We start from the raw sequence: 18,981 nt of genomic DNA, 5'->3' as shown, positions 1-18,981 counted from the left end.
CATGACCACTATGCGTGACACATTTCTGTCCACAATGGAGGGTGAGTTGGCAGCGGATCCTTTGCTGGCACTCGTTCTCGCCGACATCTCCGCTGGGACGCCGCAAGTCGCCCGCGCGGCCGAACGGTTCGGTGACCGGGTGATCAACGTCGGTATCCGCGAGCAACTGCTGGTCAGTACCGCGGGCGGACTCGCCATGGCAGGGCTGCGGCCGGTGGTGCACACCTTCGCCTCGTTCCTGGTGGAACGCCCGTACGAGCAGGTGAAGCTCGATCTGACCCATCAGGGCACCGGCGCGGTGCTGGTGTCCGCGGGCGCCTCGTACGACATGGCAGGCGCGGGACGCACGCACCAGTCGCCCGCCGACGTCGCGCTCATCGACACCATCCCCGGCTGGACCGTCCACGTTCCCGGGCATCCTGATGAGGTGCCTGCGGTGCTACGGGAATCCTTGCCCGGCAAGGGGAACGTCTACATCCGGTTGTCCGAGGCGGCGAACGCCGAACCGCACCACGGCGCCGGGTTCCGTACGTTGCGCAGCGGTCGCGGGCCGGTCGTGCTGGCCGTCGGGCCGATGCTGGACCGGGTGCTGGCCGCGACCGCCGGCCTCGACGTGACGGTGCTCTACGCCGCCACGATCCGGCCCTTCGACGCGGCCGGCCTGCGGGCCGCGCTGCGTTCCGCCGGTACGGACGCGATCGTGCTGGTGGAGCCCTACCTGGCGGGTACCTCGGCGCCGGCGGTGGCCGAGGCGCTGCCGGACATCGCGCACCGCCTGCGTTCGCTCGGGGTCCGCCGGGACGAGGAGGTACGGCTCTACGGCGACATGGCCGACCACGATCTGGCGCACGGGCTGGACGAGTCCACGATCGCCGCGGCGGTCAAGGCGTTCGGGTAGCCGCCACTAGGCGTTGAGGGGAGGCTGCCAGGCGGTGAAGGAGGGGCAGTCGTTCGTCCGGTCGCCAGGGGTCTCGCCGCCGCGGCGCTGGACGGGCAGCTCCGATCCGGCGGGCCCGGGGGCCGCGCGAAGCTCCTCGGGGACGCGCATTACAGGGAACGGAACGCTGTCGATGTCCTGGCGCCACGCGTCGAGCAGGCGATCCAGATCCGGGTGGCCGAACATCGTTTCTCCTCCACGACGAGCCGCTAGGACCGGTTACTACCCACGTGGGCAGCGATCGAAACGCGGTACGGGCATACGCTCGCGGCGGCATCCCGGGCCCACGCACGTCGTCGTGACTCCGGGCATCTCGCCGCACACGCAGCGCGCACATCCGGTCCGCGGCGAGGGAGTGATGGGCATCGCCGGGCGGCGGGTGGACAAAACAGGTACGCTCGTACTAGAAATGGCAGGATGTCCGCGCCCCTGACGGCCCCCGGTCGCCGTCCGTTCCGCTCGCCCCTGCGCGAGCGCGACTTCCGGCTCATGCTGCTCGGCACCTGCGCGGCGTTCACCGGATACGCACTGCTGCTGTCCGTCGTGCCGTCCTGGGCCGTGCGCCAGGGGGCGGGCGCGTTCGCGGCGGGGGCGGCGACCGGCGTGTTCATGGGCAGCACGGTGCTCGCCCAGCTCGTGGTGCCCGCCCTCGTGCGGGCATACGGCTACCGGACCGTGCTGCTGCTGGGGGCCTCGCTGCTCGGACTGCCCGCGCCCCTGCTCATCCTCGCCGTGGACGCGCCCTGGATCCTCGCGATCTCCCTCCTGCGCGGGCTCGGCTTCGGACTGCTCACCGTCTGCGGGAGCGCACTGATCGCCGAGCTGCTGCCCGCGGACGCACTGGCCCGCGGCTCCGGTCTCTACGGACTGGCGACCGGGGTGCCCCAGCTCGCCGGACTGCCTCTGGGCACCCTGGTCGCCTCCCACTGGGGTTTCCCGCCCGTGTTCCTCCTCGCCGCGGTGCTGCCGCTGGCCGCGATCGTGCCGTTCCTGCTGCTGCCCGGACTGGTGCCGGGACGGGAGGAACGCACCCGCATCGTGTCCACTGTGGACGTCACCTGGCGGCCGTGGCTGGTGATGATCGGCGGCTCGATCGGTTTCGGCGCGTTCGTCACGTTCCTGCCGATCGTGCTTCCCGCGCACGCGGCGCTCGCGCTGCTCGCGGTCACCGCGACCGTCCTGCTGGCACGGTGGGCGGCGGGCCACGCCGGTGACCGGTTCGCCGCACCGGGACGGATGCTGCCCTTCGCGCTGGCACTGATCGCGCTCGGGCTGGTGGTCTTCGCGCTCGGCACGCGACAGCCGGTGGCCGCCATCCTGGCCGTCGCCGTGTTCGGTATCGGTTTCGGTGTGGTGCAGAACGACTCACTGGTGGCGATGTTCGTGCGCGCCCCGGCGGGGCAGGCGAGCGTGGTCTGGAACGTCGCCTACGACGCGGGGCAGGGCCTCGGGGCCGTTGCCGTCGGTGCGGCCGTGGCGGGCATCGGATACCCGGGCGCCTTCGGGCTGCTGGCAGGCGTGGCGGTGGTCCTGCTGCCCGTCGCGTGGCGGGCGGGCCGTTCCCGCTAGCCTGGACGGCGTGCCTCGCGTCGTCGTCCTGGACTACGGGTCCGGCAACCTCCGTTCCGTCGAACGCGCCGTCGAACGCGCGGGAGCCGACGTCGAGGTCACCGCCGACCCGCGTACCGCGCTGGAGGCCGACGGGCTCGTCGTGCCCGGCGTCGGTGCGTTCGCCGCCTGCATGCGCGGACTGCTCGCCGTCGGCGGGGAGAAGATCATCGGCACCCGGCTCGCGGGCGGCCGCCCGGTGCTGGGCATCTGCGTCGGCATGCAGATCCTGTTCGAACGCGGGGTGGAGCACGGCGAGGCCACCGAAGGCGCGGGGGAGTGGCCGGGCACCGTGGAACGGCTGCACGCCGGGATCCTGCCGCACATGGGCTGGAATACCGTCCGTCCGCCGGCCGACTCGGTGCTGTTCGCCGGCATCGAACCGGACGAGCGCTTCTACTTCGTCCACTCCTACGCGGCCCGCGACTGGGAACTCGTCTCCGGTCTCGCCGGGCAGCAGCCGAAGGTCACCTGGGCCGAGCACGGTGAGGACTTCGTCGCGGCCGTGGAGAACGGGCCGCTGTGGGCGACCCAGTTCCACCCGGAGAAATCCGGTGACGCGGGCGCCCGGCTGCTGCGCAACTGGCTGGGCACGCTCTGACCGCCACTTCCCGGCCTTGGCGACGATATTCGCGTGTCGTCGAGCTGAACCGCTCACTATGGTGGACCTGTGACATCGATCAAACAGTTCCAGGTGACCTTCGACTGTGCGGAGCCCGAGCGCGTCGCTCGCTTCTGGTGTGAGGTGCTGGGGTACGTCGTGCCACCGCCGCCGGAGGGGTTCGCCACGTGGGGCGATTTCGATCGCTCGCTGCCGCCCGAGCACCAGGGCTCGGCGTTCGCCTGCGTCGATCCCTCGGGTGTGGGCCCGCGGCTGTTCTTCCAGCGCGTTCCGGAGAGCAAGGCGGGCAAGAACCGGCTGCACCTCGACGTGCGGGCCGGCACCGGCCTCGTGGGCGAGGAGCGCCTCGCCACCCTGGAGGCCGAGTGCGCGCGGCTGGTCGCACTCGGCGCGGTCCAGGTGCGGCTGATGCCTGCCGATGGCTACGACGAGTCGTGCATCGTGATGCAGGACGTCGAGGGCAACGAGTTCTGCCTGGACTGACGGGCCGCGAACGCGTCCCCGGCCTCGCGCCGCGAACGAGCGCGCTCGCCGAGCACCGCACCGTGGCGGCCGGTACCTCCCGGACGGGCGGCGGCCACGGTGCTCCTATAGTTGGCCCGTGACTTTCGAGCTGCTTCCCGCTGTTGACGTTGCCGACGGCCAGGCCGTCCGCCTGGTGCAGGGGGAGGCCGGGACCGAGACCTCCTACGGCGACCCGCTCGACGCCGCGCTCGCCTGGCAGGCCGACGGCGCGGAATGGATCCACCTCGTCGACCTGGACGCCGCGTTCGGCAAGGGCTCGAACCGTGAGCTGCTGGCCGGTGTCGTCGGCAAGCTGGACGTCCGGGTGGAGCTCTCCGGCGGCATCCGCGACGACGCCTCGCTGGCGGCGGCGCTGGAGACCGGGGCCCGCCGGGTGAATCTCGGCACCGCGGCCCTCGAGGACCCGGCCTGGTGCGCCAAGGTGATCGCCGAGCACGGCGACCGCGTCGCGATCGGACTGGACGTGCGCATCACCGAGCGGGGTCACCGGCTGGCCGCCCGCGGCTGGACGCAGGACGGTGGCGACCTGTGGGAGGTGCTCGCCCGGCTCGACGCCGACGGCGCCACCCGCTACGTGGTGACCGACGTGAGCAAGGACGGAACGCTGCGCGGGCCGAACGTGGACCTGCTGCGCGAGGTCACCGCCCGGACCGACGCGCCGATCGTCGCCTCCGGCGGTGTGTCCAGTGTGGACGATCTGCGGACGCTCGCCGCGCTGCGTTCCGCCGGGGTGGAGGGCGCGATCGTCGGAAAGGCGCTCTACGCGGGCGCTTTCACCCTCCCCGAGGCACTGGCCGCCGTCGCAGGGACCTGAGCGGCGGAGGCCTCAGCCGTCGACCGAGATCGCCAGGCCCACGGTGCGCTCGGAGCCGCCGCGCAGGCGGCTGAAGAACATGGTGACCTTGCCGACGAGGCCGTACTTCCGCTCGATCGACTCGCGTACGCGCCGGGTCCCGGCGTCGTCGAGGACGCGGGCCGTGCCGGTGATCGTGGCCCCGTGCGTCTTCTTGCCCCGGACGTCGCAGGCGGTCAGTTCCACCGTGCCGTTGTTGCGGATGCGCTTGACCTTGCCCGAGTCGCGTTCCGTCCAGACGGTCAGCTCCCCGGCGTCCCGGCCCGCCCACACGGCCGTGCCGACCCGGTCCCCGTTCTTCCGGAACGTGGTGAGCATCAGGTACTTCTCGGCGGCCAGTCGCTCGAATTCGGATCCCATACGCCGAGCGTAGCCACTGCCGCCCGCGCGCGCCGAGTCCCCGCACGCCGGGCGGGCCGCCGTCACGGGCTGCCGATCCAGGACTGGTCCACGCCCCGGTCGACGCTGATGCCCGCCGCGATCGCCAGCAACTGCTCCTCGGTCTCGGAGCTCAACGAGGACACCGTCAGCATGCTGCCGTCCCCCAGCGGAATCTGGACCTGACGCTCCCAGACGTAGGCTGTCGTCGCGCCGCTCGCCGCGCTGTCCAGCGGCACGGGCCGGGCCGCCGCCATCGGCGGCCTCGCCGGGTCCAGACTCGCCCGGATCAGTTCCAGCCGGGGCTCGACCGCCTGCGTGGCCGTCAGTTCCGTCCTGCCGTCCAGCGGGGAGAAGCCCCACACCTTCGCCGAGGCATCCACGGTTCCGGCGGGCAGCGGTCCGAACGCGATCCGCGCCGTGGTCCGGGCCTGCTCGTCCGGCCGGACCGAGGCGGCGATGCGCAACCCGGTCTCGCGTGCGTCGGTGACGTTGTCGAGCTTGAGCCGCGCCACCCGTCCGGACTCGGTGATCCAGGTGAACTGGGCGGTGGTGTCGCTCGCCGTGTCGACGCTGCCGATACGGCCGTCCATCTCGAAGGTGTCCGGGGAGCGGGCGATCTTGGCCGACATCTCCGACCACGGCGCCTTGTCCGGGGAGTAGGTCTCCAGCAGGACCTCCGGCATGACGAGGTTCTCGTCCTCTTCCCAGTTGGTGACGGCCCACCGGCGCGTCTGCACGGCACCGTCGGGCCCGGCGGCGCGTTCGCGTTCGACGAGGCCCTCCGGCAGCCAGGTGACGTCGTACTCCAGGGCCCGGCAGCAGGCCGCGGACGAGGCGGGCGGTGCCGCGACATCCGAGGTGGACGGTCCGGCGGCGTTCAGCACGACCGGCACCGCGAGCGCCACCAGCACCACCGCGGCCGCGACCGCGGCCAGCATCAGGTTCGGCGGACGGCGGCGCCGCTGCTGTGCTCGCGCCAGCGCCACGCGCACCTCCCCGGCGTGCGGGGCGCGGGCGGCGATCGCCCGCAGTTCGGCACGCAGGAGGTCCTCGGTGCCGGTGTCCTCGGTGTCGGTGGAGTTGCTCATCGGACGGCTCCCGAGTTGTCGGCGGAGGCGTCGGCGTCCGCCGGGTCGGCGTCGCGCAGCGCCCGCAGGGCACGCGCGATCTGGCTTCGTACGGTCGACTCGCGGCAGCCGAGTTCGGTGGCGATCTCCGCATCGGAGTAGTCCTCGTAGTAGCGCAGCACCACGGCGGCGCGCTGTTTGCGCGGCAGGGCGGCCAGCCGCCCGCGCATCGCGTCCCGCTCGTCGTAACGGGCGGACGGGTCGGCCACCGGAGTGCCGAGCGCGTCGAGGACCTCGGGCGCGGACGGCACCGTCGAGCGCACCGACCGGCGTCGCCGCCAGGAGAGGTACTCGTTGGTGACCATCCTCCGCACGTAGGTCGGCGGAGACTCGATCCGGTGCCAGTTCTGCTGCGCGCGCAGCAGCACCTCCTGGACGATGTCCTGCGCCAGATAGGGGTCCCCGGTCAGAGCCGTCGCATAGCGCAGCAGGCCGTCGAGGCGGTCGTCGAGGAAATCGTCGAAGCCCGGCGTCATCGCCGCCTCCCCCTCCGCCCGCGTTCCGCTCCGGTCATCGGCCCTCCCCAGTATCGGACTGCTCCCGGTCCTGTGGACGCCGTTCGCCCGCTCCCCGCTGCACGCGGGCGCGAATTCGTACCGGGCCGTGGTGGGTAACCTGTTCCGCATGTCCGTAGCGGTCAGGGTGATCCCGTGTCTCGACGTCGACGCCGGCCGGGTGGTGAAGGGGGTCAACTTCACCGACCTGCGGGACGCGGGCGACCCGGTGGAACTCGCCCGCGCCTACGACGCGGAGGGTGCGGACGAGCTGACCTTCCTCGACGTCACGGCTTCCTCCGGCAACCGGGAGACCACCTTCGACGTGGTCCGGCGTACCGCCGAGCAGGTCTTCATCCCGCTGACCGTGGGCGGCGGCGTCCGCTCCACCGAGGACGTGAACCGGCTGCTGCGGGCCGGCGCCGACAAGGTCGGCATCAACACCGCCGCCATCGCCCGGCCGGAACTCCTGCGCGAGGCGTCCCGGCGGTTCGGCGCCCAGTGCGTCGTGCTCTCGGTGGACGCCCGGCGCGTGCTCGAAGGCGGCGAACCCACCCCGTCCGGGTTCGAGGTCACCACGCACGGCGGCCGTACCGGCACCGGTATCGACGCGATCGAGTGGGCGGCGAGGGGCGAGGAGCTGGGCGTCGGGGAGATCCTGCTCAACTCGATGGACGCCGACGGCACCAAGGCCGGGTTCGACCTGGAGCTGCTGCGCCTGGTGCGCGCGGCCGTGCGGGTTCCGGTGATCGCCAGCGGCGGCGCGGGCACCACGGAGCACTTCCTGCCCGCGGTGCGGGCGGGGGCGGACGCGGTGCTGGCCGCGAGCGTCTTCCATTTCGGTGAGTTGAAGATCGGCGAGGTCAAACAGGCGCTGCGCGCCGGGGGAGTGGAGGTCCGATGACATCGAAACCCGGAACAAGGACGATGCCTGCCGAGGTGAAGATCGTCTGCGCGCTGCTGCCCGGTGTCGGGCTGGCCTACGTGCTGCTGGCCACGATCATCCTGCTGACCTCCGAGGCCTCGCCGCGCACCCTGATGGTGCCGCTGACCACCCTGCTGCTCGGCGCGATCGTCGCCGCGGGCGTCGCCCGCGGCATGCCGTTCGCCCGGCTGGCCGGATTCGCGATCGTCGTGATCTTCGGCATCCTGCACGCGTTCTTCCTCGCCGCCGCGGCCACGGTCGTCATCAAGATCTTCTCGATCCTCGCCGCGGCCGGGTACATCTACTCGGGCGTGCTGCTCAACTCCATGCCACTGCGCCGCTTCGTGCTCGGGGCGAAGGCGTGACCGCCGGCGCGGGCCTGCCGCCCGAGATCGCCGGGCGGCTCAAGCGCACCGTCGACGGCCTGGTCTGCGTGGTCGTGGTCGAGCACGTGTCCGCCGAGGTGCTGATGGTCGCGTGGATGAACGACGAGGCGCTGGTGGCCACCCTGCGCACCCGGCGCGCCACCTACTTCTCCCGGAGCAGGCAGCAACTGTGGGTCAAGGGCGAGACGTCCGGGCACACCCAGCGGGTACGCGACATCCGGATCGACTGCGACGGCGACACCCTGCTGATGCGCGTCGACCAGGTCGGCCCGGCCTGCCACACGGGACGCCATTCCTGTTTCGACGGGGACGACCGGCTGCTGCTGGCCGACGGCGGTCCCGCGGACTGACCACGGGCTCAGCCGTCGCCGAGGTCGCCGAGGTCGCCGGTCAGGTAGCGCTGCAGGTTCGGTGCGATAGCGGTGACCAGGAGTTCCACCTCGGCCGAGGCCAGTGGCTCGAAGGCGAGCACGTAGCGCGAGATGCCCAGGCCCACCATCTGGGTGGCGCAGAGCGTGGCCCGCAGGTCGGCGTGGTCGGGGGCGACCTTGCTGACCAGCTCGCCGAAGATGTGCCGGACGAACACGTCCCTGAGCACCCCGGTGGCCTCGGAGTGCCCGGCGACGCTGCGGACCAGCGCGGTGAAGATCTCGCCGCCCGCCCCGTCCCAGCGGGTGAGGAAGGTTCGGACGATGCGCTCCGCGAGTTCGTCCTCCGGGCCGTCCAGGATCAGCCGGACCAGTTCGGCCGGGCTGAACGGAAGCTTCAGCACCGCCTGGCCGAACAGGCCCTCCTTACCGCCGAACCAGTGGTTCACCATCGCGGCGTCCACCCCGGCCCTGGCGGCGATGTCCCGCACGGTCGCGCCCTCGTACCCGGATCTGGCGAAGGCCTCGCGAGCGGCGTCGAGCAACGCCGTCCGGGTGTCCTGCCCGGCCGGGCGGCGGCCGCGCCGTTTGGCCGGGGTAGCGTTGCCGGAAGCGATCTCGGTCATCGAACCACCATCTCGCTAAGCCACAGCTTGTTCCACAGGAAATGAATCGTACAAACCACGTCGTGGATTTCCCCCGACGGCACAATGATCGCATGGTGACTACCCGCCCCATGGACACGCGCAGCACCGGTCTCGGCGCCGTGAGCCCCGGCCGTGACGAGTTCCAGGCCCTCGCCGAAGGACGCCGGGTGATCCCGGTGGTACGCAAGCTGCTCGCCGACGGCGAGACGCCCATCGCCGTCTACCGCAAGCTCGCGGGCGACCGTCCCGGCACCTTCATGCTGGAGTCCGCCGAGAACGGCCAGTCCTGGTCCCGCTGGTCCTTCATCGGCGTGCACAGCCCGGCCGCGCTCACCGTGCGCGACGGCGAGGCCGTGTGGACCGGAACCCAGCCCACCGGCCTGCCCACCGGCGGCAACCCGCTGGAGGTGCTCCGGCAGACCGTCGCCGCGCTGCACACCGAGCCGCTGCCCGGCCTGCCGCCGCTGACCGGCGGGATGGTCGGCTACATCGGCTACGACGCCGTCCGCTGGCTGGAGACGCTGCCCGAGCTGGCGGAGAAGGACATCGACATCCCCGAGCTGACGATGTTGCTGGCCACCGACCTGGCCGCCTTCGACCACCACGAGGGCACCGTCACGCTCATCGCCAACGCCGTGAACTGGGACGACTCGCCGGAACGGGTCGGCGCCGCCTACCAGGACGCCGTGGCCAGGCTGGACCGGATGACCGACCAGCTCCGCGTCGCCGCGCCGTCCACCACGGCCGTGTTCGACCGTCCCGAGCCGGAGTTCACCCGGCGCCGCGACAAGGCCGAGTTCCACGCCGCGATCGACAAGGCCGTCGAGGCGATCCACGCCGGCGAGGCGTTCCAGATCGTGCCCTCGCAGCGCTTCGAGATGACCACCGGCGCCGATGCCCTCGACATCTACCGGGTCCTGCGCACCTCCAACCCCAGCCCGTACATGTACCTGCTGCGGCTCGACGGCTTCGACATCGTCGGTTCCAGCCCGGAATCCCTGGTCACCGTCCGGGACGGCCGCGCCACCACGCATCCCATCGCGGGCACCCGCTGGCGCGGGTCCGATCCGGAGGAGGACGCGCTGCTGGCCAAGGACCTGCTCGCCGACGCGAAGGAACGGGCCGAGCACCTGATGCTCGTCGACCTCGGGCGTAACGACCTGGGCAAGGTCTGCAAGCCGGGCACCGTGCGCGTCGTCGACTTCTTCGAGGTCGAGCGGTACAGCCACGTCATGCACATCGTCTCGACCGTGACCGGTGAGCTGGCCGAGGGGCGCACCGCCTACGACGCCATCGCCGCCTGCTTCCCGGCGGGCACTCTGTCCGGAGCGCCGAAGGTGCGGGCGATGGAGCTGATCGAGGAACTGGAGCCGACCCGGCGCGGTCTCTACGGCGGCGTCGTCGGCTACCTCGACTTCGCGGGCGACTCCGACACCGCGATCGCCATCCGCACGGCGCTGATGCGCGGTGGCGTCGCCTACGTCCAGGCGGGCGGCGGCGTCGTGGCCGACTCGGTGGCCGACTACGAGGACAACGAGTCGCTGAACAAGGCGCGCACCGTGCTCTCCGCGGTCGCCGCAGCGCAGACCATGCTCCCGGCGGGGGAGCGCGATGACTGAGACCGGCCCCGCCCCCGACGGCCGCCCGGATTCTCCGCCGGTCAAGGAGAAGCGGCCGGGAGCGCGGGCGCTGCGGACGGTCCTGCTCGCGCTGCTGCTCGGTGCCGCGGCGCTCTGGGGATCGTCGCGGCTCGCCTGGACCGCGCAACTGCGCGACGAGGGTGTGCGCGGGCAGATCCTGACCGCGGTGCCCGGCGCGGACCACGTGCCCGCGCTCGTGCCCTACGCGCTCGTGGCACTGGCCGCGATCGCCGGGGTGCTGGCGAGCAGGGGAGCGCCAAGACGGCTGCTCGGCGCGGTCGTCGTGGTGGCCGGGCTCCTCCCGGGGTTCGAGGCCGTGCGGACGTCGGTCCGGGACGGGCTGGCGGACGGGGCACCGGTGGCCGAGATCCTCGCCGGCCGCGGCCTCGGCCTGGCCGGGGGGCTGCTGATCGTGCTGGGCGGCATCGTCACCGTCGTGGCGGGCGCGCGGATGCCCGGGATGGGTGGCAAGTACGCGGCGCCCGGCACGAAGAAGGCGGCGCCGGATCCGGAGAAGGGCATGTGGGACGCGTTGTCGGAAGGGCGGGACCCCACGCGGGGCAGGTGACCCAGCCGCACCCGGCCCCGGCAGGGGAAGCGGTGCGGGTTAGCATCGTCATGGCGGGGAAGGGGAAGGTTTTTGTGAGCGAGCTTGCGAGGGACCGAGTGACAACGGCAGCCCCTGAGGTGGCGCGGTGAGCGTTCTCGAGGACATCGTCGCCGGCGTCAGGGAAGACCTGGCCGAGCGGGAGGCAGCGCTTCCGTTCGACGAGCTCAAGCGCAAGGCGGCCGAGGCCCCGGCGCCCCGCGACGTGATGGCTTCCCTGAAGGAATCCGGCATCGGCGTGATCGCGGAGGTCAAGCGGCGGAGCCCGTCGAAGGGCGAGCTGGCCGACATCGCCGATCCCGCGTCGCTGGCCAAGGACTACGAGGAGGCCGGTGCGCGCGTCATCAGCGTGCTCACCGAACAGCGCCGCTTCGGCGGCTCGCTGGCCGACTTCGACGCGGTCCGGGCCGCGGTGGACGTTCCCCTGCTGCGCAAGGACTTCATCGTCAGCCCGTACCAGGTGCACGAGGCGCGGCTGCACGGCGCGGACATGGTGTTGCTGATCGTGGCCGCCCTGGAGCAGAACGCGCTCGCCGCGTTGCTCGACCGGGTCGAGTCGCTCGGCATGACGGCGCTGGTGGAGATCCACAACGCCGAGGAGGCCGACCGGGCGCTGGAGGTCGGCGCCCAGGTGCTCGGCGTCAACGCACGCAATCTGCACACCCTCGAGGTGGACCGGGACGTGTTCGGCCGGCTGGCTCCCGGGCTGCCGATGGAGACGTTCAAGATCGCCGAGTCCGGCGTTCGCGGTCCCGGCGACCTGATGGCCTACGCCGGGCACGGTGCTGACGCGGTACTGGTGGGCGAGGGCCTGGTGGCCTCGGGTGACCCGAAGGGCGCGCTGGTCAAGCTGGTCACCGCGGGTTCGCACCCGGCCTGCCCCAGGCCGAGCCGGTGACCGAGGAGACGATCTCGGCCGCCGCCTCGGCACCGAGTCCGCACGATCCGGACGAGCGTGGTCACTTCGGCCCGTACGGCGGCCGGTTCATGCCGGAGGCGCTGATCGGTGCGCTGGACGAGCTGGCCGCCGAGTACGACAAGGCGCGGGTCGACCCGGAGTTCACCGGTGAGTTCGCCCGTCTGCTCTCCGGTTACGCGGGCCGTCCCTCGCTGCTCACCGAAGCGCCCCGGTTCGCCAGGCACTGCGGTGGGGCGCGGATCTTCCTCAAGCGGGAGGACCTGAACCACACCGGCTCGCACAAGATCAACAACGTGCTGGGTCAGGCTCTGCTCACCAAGCGGATGGGCAAGAAGCGGGTGATCGCCGAGACCGGTGCCGGTCAGCACGGCGTCGCCACGGCCACCGCCTGCGCGCTGCTCGATCTCGACTGCGTCGTGTACATGGGTGAGGTCGACACCGAGCGGCAGGCCCTGAACGTCGCCCGGATGCAGCTTCTCGGCGCGAAGGTCGTCCCGGTCAAGACCGGTTCGCGCACGCTCAAGGACGCGATCAACGAGGCACTGCGCGACTGGGTGACCAACGTCGAGGACACGCACTACCTGCTGGGCACCGCTGCGGGCGCGCACCCGTTCCCGGTGCTGGTCCGCAACTTCCACAAGGTGATCGGTGAAGAGGCCCGCGGGCAGATCCTCGAGCTCACCGGCCGTCTGCCCGACGCCGTGGCCGCCTGTGTCGGCGGCGGTTCGAACGCGATCGGCATCTTCCACGGTTTCATCGACGACCCCGGCGTCCGGCTGGTCGGCTTCGAGCCCGGCGGGCACGGCATCGGCTCGGGCGAGCACGGCGCCACTCTCGGCGAGGGCACTCCGGGAATGCTGCACGGTGCCTACTCCTATCTGCTGCAGGACGAGGACGGCCAGACCATCGAGGCGTACTCGATCTCGGCGGGCCTGGACTACCCCGGTGTCGGGCCGGAGCACTCCTGGCTCAAGGACACCAAGCGAGCCGAGTACCGCTCCGTCACCGACGACGAGGCGATGGAGGCGTTCAAGCTCCTGTCCCGGACCGAGGGCATCATCCCGGCGATCGAGTCCGCGCACGCCTTGGCCGGGGCCATGGTGCTGGGCCGCGAACTCGGCGAGGACGCGCACATCCTGATCAATCTCTCCGGCCGCGGGGACAAGGACGTGCACACGGCGGCGCACTACTTCGGCCTGATCGACGACGCCGGTACGCCCCAGGACATCCACGAGGAGCAGACGTGACGGCCGTGCGGGACCTCTTCGGGCGCACCCGGGCCGAGGGCCGCGCGGCACTGGTCGGCTACCTGCCCGCCGGGTACCCCACGGTCGGCGAGTCGGCCGACCTGATCTCCGCGATGGTCGACGGCGGGGCCGACCTGGTCGAGATCGGTGTGCCCTACTCCGACCCGGTGATGGACGGGCCGACGATCCAGGCCGCCGCCGACGCCGCACTCTCCGCCGGTTTCCGGCTCCGGGATCTGTTCGAGGTCGTCGAGTCGGTGTCCTCCCGCGGCGGCAGGCCCGTCGTGATGACCTACTGGAACCCGGTGCACCGTTACGGTGCCGACGCCTTCGCCAGGGATCTCGCCGCGGCGGGCGGTCTCGGGATCATCACCCCGGACCTCACTCCGGACGAGGCAGGCGAGTGGATGACGGCCTCGGACGAGCACGGGCTGGACCGGATCTTCCTGGTCGCCCCCTCCTCCTCGGAGGAACGCATCGACCTCACCGTGCGCGCCTCCACCGGTTTCGTCTACGCCACCGCGGTCATGGGCGTCACCGGGGCCCGCGACGCCGTCGGTTCCGGTGCGGCCGAACTGGTCCGGCGTACCCGAGCCCACACCGACCTGCCGATCGGGGTGGGCCTGGGCGTGCGCTCCGGGGCGCAGGCAGCGGAGGTCGCCGGCTTCGCCGACGCCGTCATCGTCGGCTCCGCTCTGGTGACGGCCGCCGCCGACGGGGCCACCGCCGTGCGCGCGCTGACGGAGCAGCTCGCCGAGGGTGCGCGCAACCCCAGTCGTGCCACCGCCACGGCCTGACCTGCCCCACGACACGGATCGCCGACCGGTTACGGTTGGCGGGTGAATTCCGCCCTGGCCGCCTTCGCCGGCAACGGACCCATGCTCGCGACGATCCCGAGCCCCGACCGCGGCGTCTACGAGCTGGATCTGGGCTTCGTGACGGTCCCGCTGCGGATGTACGCGCTGTGCATCATCGCCGGGATCGTGGTGGCGATCTGGTGGGGCGAGCGGCGCTGGCAGCAGCGCGGCGGAACCAAGGGCACCATCGTCGACATCGCCGTGTTCGCGGTGCCGTTCGGCCTGATCGGCGGGCGGCTCTACCACGTCATCACCGACTGGTACCGCTACTTCGGTGAGGGCAAGAACCCGGTCAACGCGCTGAAGATCTGGGAAGGCGGCCTCGGCATCTGGGGCGCGATCGCGCTCGGTGGTGTCGGTGCGCTCATCGCTTGCCGCCGCAAGGGCATCCCGCTGCCCGCCGTCGCGGACGCCATCGCCCCCGGCATCGTGACCGCGCAGGCGATCGGCAGGCTCGGCAACTACTTCAACCAGGAACTCTACGGCGCGAAGACGGACCTGCCGTGGGCGCTCGAGGTGTACCAGCGCTTCGACCCGGACAACCCGGCGCTGCGTGACGACCTGGGGGGCGTCGCCACCGGCCACATCCCGCTCGACGTGAGCCCGGTACATCCGACCTTCCTCTACGAGTTGCTGTGGAACCTCGGCATCGCACTGCTGATCGTGTGGGCCGATCGCCGGTTCCGCCTCGGCCACGGCCGGGTGTTCGCGCTGTACGTCGCGGGCTACACGGCAGGCCGCTGCTGGATCGAGCTGATGCGCACCGACGACGCCACGATGGTGCTGGGCCTGCGGGTGAACGTGTGGGTGTCGATTCTGGTCTTCGTCGGCGCCATGGCCTATGTGGTGATCGCGAAGGGCCGCGGACCGCGCGAGGACCCGGACACCCTGCGGGGCAACGACATCGACGACCCCGGTGACCGCGATCCAGACGACGATCCACAGGACGGCGATCCGGACCGGGACGAGGACGCCGAGGGCAGGCAACGACCTGGTCACCCGGAATCCGCGGACACGACCGCGTCGACCGGCACGGGTGCGGCCTCAGCGGCCAAGCCGGGTGACTCCGCCGCCGACCCGGGCACCGGCGACCACCGCACCGTCTGAGACCGGCCCGCAATCCCGGCCGGCGGGCCTCAGCCGGGGGGAGCGGGACGCACCGGTACGACCACCGGGTGGCCGTCCGCCGAGGTGAGGATTTCGGCCTCCGCCGCGTAGTGCCTGCGGATCCGTTCCGCGGTGAGCACCTCTGCGGGCGGGCCCTCCGCGGCCACATCGCCCCCGTCGAGCAACAGCAGGCGGTCGGCGTACTGGGCGGCGAAGGACAGGTCGTGCAGGGTGGTGACCACGGTCGTTCCGTCGGCCCGGCGAAGCCGGTCCACCAGTTCCAGCAGTGCCTGCGCGTGGCCGATGTCCAGCCCGGTGGTCGGTTCGTCGAGCAGCAGTACTCCGGTCTGCTGCGCCAGCACGCGGGCCAGCACCGTGCGCTGACGTTCGCCACCGGAGAGCGTGTGCAGTCGCCGTCCGGCCAGGTCCGCCAGGTCCAGTCTGGCCAGCACCTCGTCCACAATGGACAGATCTTGCGCGCCTTCCCGGGCCAGCGCGCCGAGATGCGGGGTTCGGCCCAGCAGGACGTAGTCGGTCACGGTGAGCCCGTCCGGCATGGCGGGGCTCTGCGGGGAGAAGCCGAGTGTCCGGGCCAGTTCCCTGCGCCCGGTGGAGGTCACCGGCCGGTCGTGCAGCAGGATCTCGCCCTGGTGGTGGACCAGGCCCGCGATGGCCTTCAGCAGGGTCGACTTGCCGGCACCGTTCGGGCCGACGATCGCCAGCCAGCCGCCATCGGGGACCTCGGCCGTCACCCCGCGCACCACCGGCCTGCCCGCGTACCCGGCGTCGACCGCGCGCAGCCGTAGCGCGCTCACCGCAGCCGTCCCCGCGCCGAGCGCAGCACCAGGACGAAGAACGGTGCCCCGGCGAACGCCGTCACCACACCGAGCGGCAGTTCCCCGGGCAGTACGGTGCGCGCGATGTGGTCGGCGACGATCAGGAACGCGGCACCGGCGATCAGCGACATGGGCACGATGACCCGGTAGCTGGATCCGGCGAGGAGTCGCACGATGTGCGGGACGACGATGCCGACGAAACCGATCAGCCCGCTCACGGCGACCGCGGCCGCCGTCGCCAGTGACGCCGCGACCAGCACCAGCAGCCGCACCCGCCCCGGGCGCACGCCCAGCGAGGCCGCCTCGGCGTCACCCAGCGAGAGCACGTCGAGCAGCCGGGCACACAGGCAGAGGACCACCGCGGCCGCGCCCACGTACGGACACGCCAGCCACACCTCCCGCCAGCCGCTGACGTTCAGCCCGCCCAGCATCCAGGTGTAGACCTGCTTGATCGTGTCGGTGTTGAGCTGCTGGACGAAAGTCTGCACCGCGGTGAGGAACGCGGCCACGGCCACACCCGCCAGCAGCAGCGTCGCCGTGCCGGAGCCACCGGAGGAACGGCCCAGCGCCCAGCTCAGCCCCACCCCGCCGAGCGCACCGGCGAAGGCGGCCAGTGGCAGCGGGCCGACGATCCAGGTGGCCGCCGCCGGTGCGAACACGACGACGATCGTCGCCGCCATCCCGGCTCCCGCCGCGGCGCCGAGCAGATACGGGTCGGCGAGCGGGTTGCGGAACACGCCCTGGAACGCGGCCCCGGAACTCGCCAGCGCCGCGCCGACGATCCCGGCGAGCAGCACCCGTGGCGCCCGCAGTTCCCAGACGATCGCGGCCTCCCGCTCGGACAGCGGGGAGTGCCCACCACTCACCTGCGCGACGACCTCCGCGAGAACTCGTTGCCAGCCCAGCTCACCCGCGCCGACCAGCAGGGCCAGCACGGCCACCACCAGCAGCACCAGCAGGCCCGTCAGCACGGTCCGCGGCCGCAGCCCGTTCCGCCTGGCGACCGTCCGCCCGCCGGGCCCGTCCACCGCCGTACGCGCCATCCGCCCGCCTACGCCCCGGCCACCGCGTCCGAGACGGCGCGGGCGAAGTCGGTCACCCTGGGGCTCCACCGGGACGCGATGTCGTCGTTCACGGTGACGACGCCACCGTCGCGGACGGCGTCGATCGCCGCCCAGCCCGGACGGGCGGCGACGGTCTCCGCCGTCTGCCCGCAACAGACGCCGTCGGCGAGGAAGATCAGCGAGGGGTTCGCCTGCACGATGGTCTCGGCGGAGAGCTGCGGGTATCCGCCCGCCGCGTTCGGGTCGCCGCCGTCGGCGATGTTGACCAGGCCGAACCGGCCGTAGACCTCGCCGATGAAGGTCGCCGAGGTCACGCTGTAGTAGGACGGGTCGAGTTCGTGGTAGTACCGCAGCGGCGCGGGCGGTTTCGGGGTGTCGGCGACGATCTTGTCGATGTCTTCCCGCGTCCGGCGGGCGAGGTCCTCACCCTCGGCGCGGTGCCCGGTGGCCGTTCCGACGAGCGCGAACTGGGCGTACGCGGCCTCCAGCGTGGGCGCGTCGGGCAGCACGAGCGTCGCGATACCGGTCGTGCCGAGCGCGGCGGCGAGCTTGCCGTCCAGGTCGGCGCTGACCACCACCAGGTCCGGTGACTTCGCGGCGATGGCCTCCGGGTCGAGGGTCAGTCCGGACAGCTCCGACTTCGGCGCGTCCGCGGGGAAAGTGGAGGCGGAGTCCACGGCCACCACCTGCTCGCCCGCGCCGACGGCGTACAGCGTCTCGGTGGCGGCGGGTGAGAGCGACACGATCCGCTGCGGCCTGCGCTCGACGGTGATCGCCGGGGCACCCTCGGCCTGCACCTGGACCGGGAACGCGCTGTCCGCCTGAGGAGCGGGCGCCTGCTCGTCGCGGGTGGCGCAACCGGCGAGGGCCAGCACCCCCAGCAGGGCGGCGAGTAAGGCGAGCGGGGCGGGGCGCCGGGAGCCGGACATGGTGACCTCGACTGATCGGCCGGTGCGGGACGCGCCGCACCGTCGACGGTGCCGGGCACGCACACCGCGCCGGAAGCGGGTGGCGTCGGCGCGAAAGCGGAAGGCGACCTGGCTCGGCCCGCCCCGGGCGAATCCGGGCGGGCCACACAGTTGCTCCGGCAGCGCCGGGCTCACACCGGCTTCGCTTCCGTCTCGCGTCACCGGCGATGCCGGCGCACAGGACGCTACCAGCGCGGACGCCGATGCCCGGTCACCGGTGAGCCCACCGGCCCGCCGGTGCGCCGGAATTCGTTGGACGACCGGGGGACCATCGGAGCATGAGTCGATGGGGGCCAGAAGGACCGCCGGAGGAGGCCTACAGCAGGGTCAGCGACCCGGCCAAGTTCGCCGCGGTGCACGTGCCGGGTCGTCGCGTGCTCGCCGAGCTCACCCGTCGCTACCAGGTGCGGGCGGAGGAGTACCAGGCGCAGGCGCGTCCTGCGCGGGAGGGGCGCCATGCGGCCCAGGCCGGCCCTGCGGTCCGTCTCGTTCCTGCCGACCCGGCGGCGTGGCCGCTGACCATCGTGTTCACCGCGGCTACCGGGATCGAGGTGTGGGCGGGCGAAGAGCACCGGCTGCACCTGCCCGTGTGCGCTTGCGATGCCTGTGACGAGACGACCGAGGAGAGCGAAGTGCACCTGCGTGACTGGGTCGGACTGATCGTCGCCGGCACGCTCGGCGAGCAGATGGCTCCGGGCGCGCCCGCCCGCGCCGCATGGCAGGTGCGCCCGGCCTGACCCCAGGTCGCCACATCGTTATCGGGCCGTGGCCGTGGCCGGGGAAACGGCCGTTCCGAGCGGGTACCGGGATGTTGCCGGGATGTTAAAGTCGCGCTAACAGGCGGGCCATCGTCGTCCCGTGCG

23 protein-coding genes are annotated in these 18,981 nt (G+C 72.1%); 15 read left to right on the top strand and 8 right to left on the bottom strand.

Annotated elements, in window-relative coordinates:
* Position 1: 1 nt before the first annotated feature.
* Positions 2 to 898: a transketolase family protein gene (locus CFN78_RS25360; protein ID WP_094865541.1), complete on the top strand. Its 897-nt coding sequence runs from the start codon at positions 2 to 4 to the stop codon at positions 896 to 898.
* 6 nt (positions 899 to 904) lie between these two features.
* Here the strand turns inward: CFN78_RS25360 and CFN78_RS25355 are convergent, their stop codons facing one another.
* Positions 905 to 1,123: a hypothetical protein gene (locus tag CFN78_RS25355; RefSeq protein WP_094865540.1), complete on the bottom strand. Its 219-nt coding sequence runs from the start codon at positions 1,121 to 1,123 to the stop codon at positions 905 to 907.
* Positions 1,124 to 1,354: 231 nt separating this feature from the next.
* On the opposite strand from CFN78_RS25355, the gene CFN78_RS25350 reads away from it, so the two are divergent.
* From CFN78_RS25350 to priA, 4 genes are all read left to right on the top strand, one after another.
* On the top strand, positions 1,355 to 2,506 hold the full coding sequence (locus tag CFN78_RS25350; protein ID WP_094865539.1) for an MFS transporter: 1,152 nt from the start codon (positions 1,355 to 1,357) through the stop codon (positions 2,504 to 2,506).
* A 10-nt stretch (positions 2,507 to 2,516) separates the two neighbouring features.
* Positions 2,517 to 3,146: an imidazole glycerol phosphate synthase subunit HisH gene (gene hisH / locus CFN78_RS25345; RefSeq protein WP_094865538.1), complete on the top strand. Its 630-nt coding sequence runs from the start codon at positions 2,517 to 2,519 to the stop codon at positions 3,144 to 3,146.
* Positions 3,147 to 3,215: 69 nt separating this feature from the next.
* Positions 3,216 to 3,650, top strand: coding sequence for a VOC family protein (locus CFN78_RS25340; protein WP_094865537.1), 435 nt, complete (start codon positions 3,216 to 3,218; stop codon positions 3,648 to 3,650).
* 118 nt (positions 3,651 to 3,768) lie between these two features.
* A complete protein-coding gene (gene priA / locus CFN78_RS25335) occupies positions 3,769 to 4,506 on the top strand; it encodes a bifunctional 1-(5-phosphoribosyl)-5-((5-phosphoribosylamino)methylideneamino)imidazole-4-carboxamide isomerase/phosphoribosylanthranilate isomerase PriA (RefSeq protein WP_094865536.1) in 738 nt (245 codons plus the stop codon).
* Between the two features lie 12 nt (positions 4,507 to 4,518).
* Here the strand turns inward: priA and CFN78_RS25330 are convergent, their stop codons facing one another.
* From CFN78_RS25330 to CFN78_RS25320, 3 genes are all read right to left on the bottom strand, one after another.
* Positions 4,519 to 4,905: a PPOX class F420-dependent oxidoreductase gene (locus CFN78_RS25330; RefSeq protein ID WP_094865581.1), complete on the bottom strand. Its 387-nt coding sequence runs from the start codon at positions 4,903 to 4,905 to the stop codon at positions 4,519 to 4,521.
* Between the two features lie 62 nt (positions 4,906 to 4,967).
* Positions 4,968 to 6,014, bottom strand: coding sequence for a hypothetical protein (locus tag CFN78_RS25325; RefSeq protein ID WP_094865535.1), 1,047 nt, complete (start codon positions 6,012 to 6,014; stop codon positions 4,968 to 4,970).
* Complete coding sequence (locus CFN78_RS25320; protein ID WP_094865534.1) at positions 6,011 to 6,529, bottom strand: RNA polymerase sigma factor; 519 nt, start codon at positions 6,527 to 6,529, stop codon at positions 6,011 to 6,013. Before CFN78_RS25320 ends, CFN78_RS25325 begins: the two co-directional genes overlap by 4 nt.
* 148 nt (positions 6,530 to 6,677) lie before the next feature.
* Between CFN78_RS25320 and hisF the strand changes: the two genes are divergently transcribed.
* Genes hisF through hisI form a run of 3 tightly spaced genes read left to right on the top strand, consistent with a single transcriptional unit; the run spans position 6,678 to position 8,208 of the window.
* Entirely contained in the window at positions 6,678 to 7,451 is a 774-nt protein-coding gene (hisF, locus tag CFN78_RS25315; RefSeq protein ID WP_094865580.1) for an imidazole glycerol phosphate synthase subunit HisF, read from the top strand.
* A complete protein-coding gene (locus tag CFN78_RS25310; RefSeq protein WP_205660646.1) occupies positions 7,448 to 7,837 on the top strand; it encodes a hypothetical protein in 390 nt (129 codons plus the stop codon). Before hisF ends, CFN78_RS25310 begins: the two co-directional genes overlap by 4 nt.
* Positions 7,834 to 8,208, top strand: a complete 375-nt coding sequence (gene hisI, locus CFN78_RS25305; RefSeq protein WP_094865532.1) for a phosphoribosyl-AMP cyclohydrolase — start codon at positions 7,834 to 7,836, stop codon at positions 8,206 to 8,208. The genes CFN78_RS25310 and hisI overlap by 4 nt, the downstream gene beginning before the upstream one ends.
* 8 nt (positions 8,209 to 8,216) lie before the next feature.
* Here hisI and CFN78_RS25300 read toward each other — a convergent pair whose 3' ends face one another.
* Positions 8,217 to 8,852, bottom strand: a complete 636-nt coding sequence (locus CFN78_RS25300) for a TetR/AcrR family transcriptional regulator (protein WP_094865531.1) — start codon at positions 8,850 to 8,852, stop codon at positions 8,217 to 8,219.
* A gap of 92 nt (positions 8,853 to 8,944) precedes the next feature.
* Between CFN78_RS25300 and CFN78_RS25295 the strand changes: the two genes are divergently transcribed.
* The 6 genes from CFN78_RS25295 to lgt all read left to right on the top strand — a co-directional run bounded on the left by CFN78_RS25295 (position 8,945) and on the right by lgt (position 15,250).
* Positions 8,945 to 10,492 carry an anthranilate synthase component I gene (locus CFN78_RS25295; protein ID WP_205660645.1) on the top strand — a complete coding sequence of 516 codons (1,548 nt, stop codon included), beginning with the start codon at positions 8,945 to 8,947 and terminating at the stop codon, positions 10,490 to 10,492.
* The gene (locus tag CFN78_RS25290; protein ID WP_094865529.1) at positions 10,485 to 11,081 is read left to right on the top strand and encodes a Trp biosynthesis-associated membrane protein; all 597 of its coding nucleotides are present in this window, start codon (positions 10,485 to 10,487) and stop codon (positions 11,079 to 11,081) included. The genes CFN78_RS25295 and CFN78_RS25290 overlap by 8 nt, the downstream gene beginning before the upstream one ends.
* A gap of 127 nt (positions 11,082 to 11,208) precedes the next feature.
* Positions 11,209 to 12,018: an indole-3-glycerol phosphate synthase TrpC gene (gene trpC, locus CFN78_RS25285; protein ID WP_094865528.1), complete on the top strand. Its 810-nt coding sequence runs from the start codon at positions 11,209 to 11,211 to the stop codon at positions 12,016 to 12,018.
* The gene (gene trpB, locus CFN78_RS25280; protein WP_420807927.1) at positions 11,997 to 13,286 is read left to right on the top strand and encodes a tryptophan synthase subunit beta; all 1,290 of its coding nucleotides are present in this window, start codon (positions 11,997 to 11,999) and stop codon (positions 13,284 to 13,286) included. The genes trpC and trpB overlap by 22 nt, the downstream gene beginning before the upstream one ends.
* On the top strand, positions 13,283 to 14,083 hold the full coding sequence (gene trpA, locus CFN78_RS25275; protein WP_094865526.1) for a tryptophan synthase subunit alpha: 801 nt from the start codon (positions 13,283 to 13,285) through the stop codon (positions 14,081 to 14,083). The genes trpB and trpA overlap by 4 nt, the downstream gene beginning before the upstream one ends.
* 81 nt (positions 14,084 to 14,164) lie before the next feature.
* Entirely contained in the window at positions 14,165 to 15,250 is a 1,086-nt protein-coding gene (gene lgt / locus CFN78_RS25270; RefSeq protein WP_094865579.1) for a prolipoprotein diacylglyceryl transferase, read from the top strand.
* A 29-nt stretch (positions 15,251 to 15,279) separates the two neighbouring features.
* On the opposite strand, the gene CFN78_RS25265 is transcribed toward lgt, so the two are convergent.
* Genes CFN78_RS25265 through CFN78_RS25255 form a run of 3 tightly spaced genes read right to left on the bottom strand, consistent with a single transcriptional unit; the run spans position 15,280 to position 18,079 of the window.
* Positions 15,280 to 16,065, bottom strand: a complete 786-nt coding sequence (locus CFN78_RS25265) for an ABC transporter ATP-binding protein (protein WP_094865525.1) — start codon at positions 16,063 to 16,065, stop codon at positions 15,280 to 15,282.
* A complete protein-coding gene (locus CFN78_RS25260; protein ID WP_094865524.1) occupies positions 16,062 to 17,129 on the bottom strand; it encodes a FecCD family ABC transporter permease in 1,068 nt (355 codons plus the stop codon). The genes CFN78_RS25265 and CFN78_RS25260 overlap by 4 nt, the downstream gene beginning before the upstream one ends.
* A gap of 8 nt (positions 17,130 to 17,137) precedes the next feature.
* Complete coding sequence (locus CFN78_RS25255; protein ID WP_094865578.1) at positions 17,138 to 18,079, bottom strand: ABC transporter substrate-binding protein; 942 nt, start codon at positions 18,077 to 18,079, stop codon at positions 17,138 to 17,140.
* A gap of 317 nt (positions 18,080 to 18,396) precedes the next feature.
* Between CFN78_RS25255 and CFN78_RS25250 the strand changes: the two genes are divergently transcribed.
* Positions 18,397 to 18,855, top strand: a complete 459-nt coding sequence (locus CFN78_RS25250) for a DUF6226 family protein (RefSeq protein ID WP_094865523.1) — start codon at positions 18,397 to 18,399, stop codon at positions 18,853 to 18,855.
* Positions 18,856 to 18,981 lie beyond the last annotated feature (126 nt).

Origin of the sequence: Amycolatopsis antarctica (genome assembly GCF_002262875.1) — a bacterium.
Classification (GTDB): Bacteria; Actinomycetota; Actinomycetes; order Mycobacteriales; family Pseudonocardiaceae; genus Amycolatopsis; species Amycolatopsis antarctica.
The sequence above is the reverse complement of the archived record's forward strand: the minus strand, read 5'-3'. Positions and strand labels throughout refer to the sequence as shown.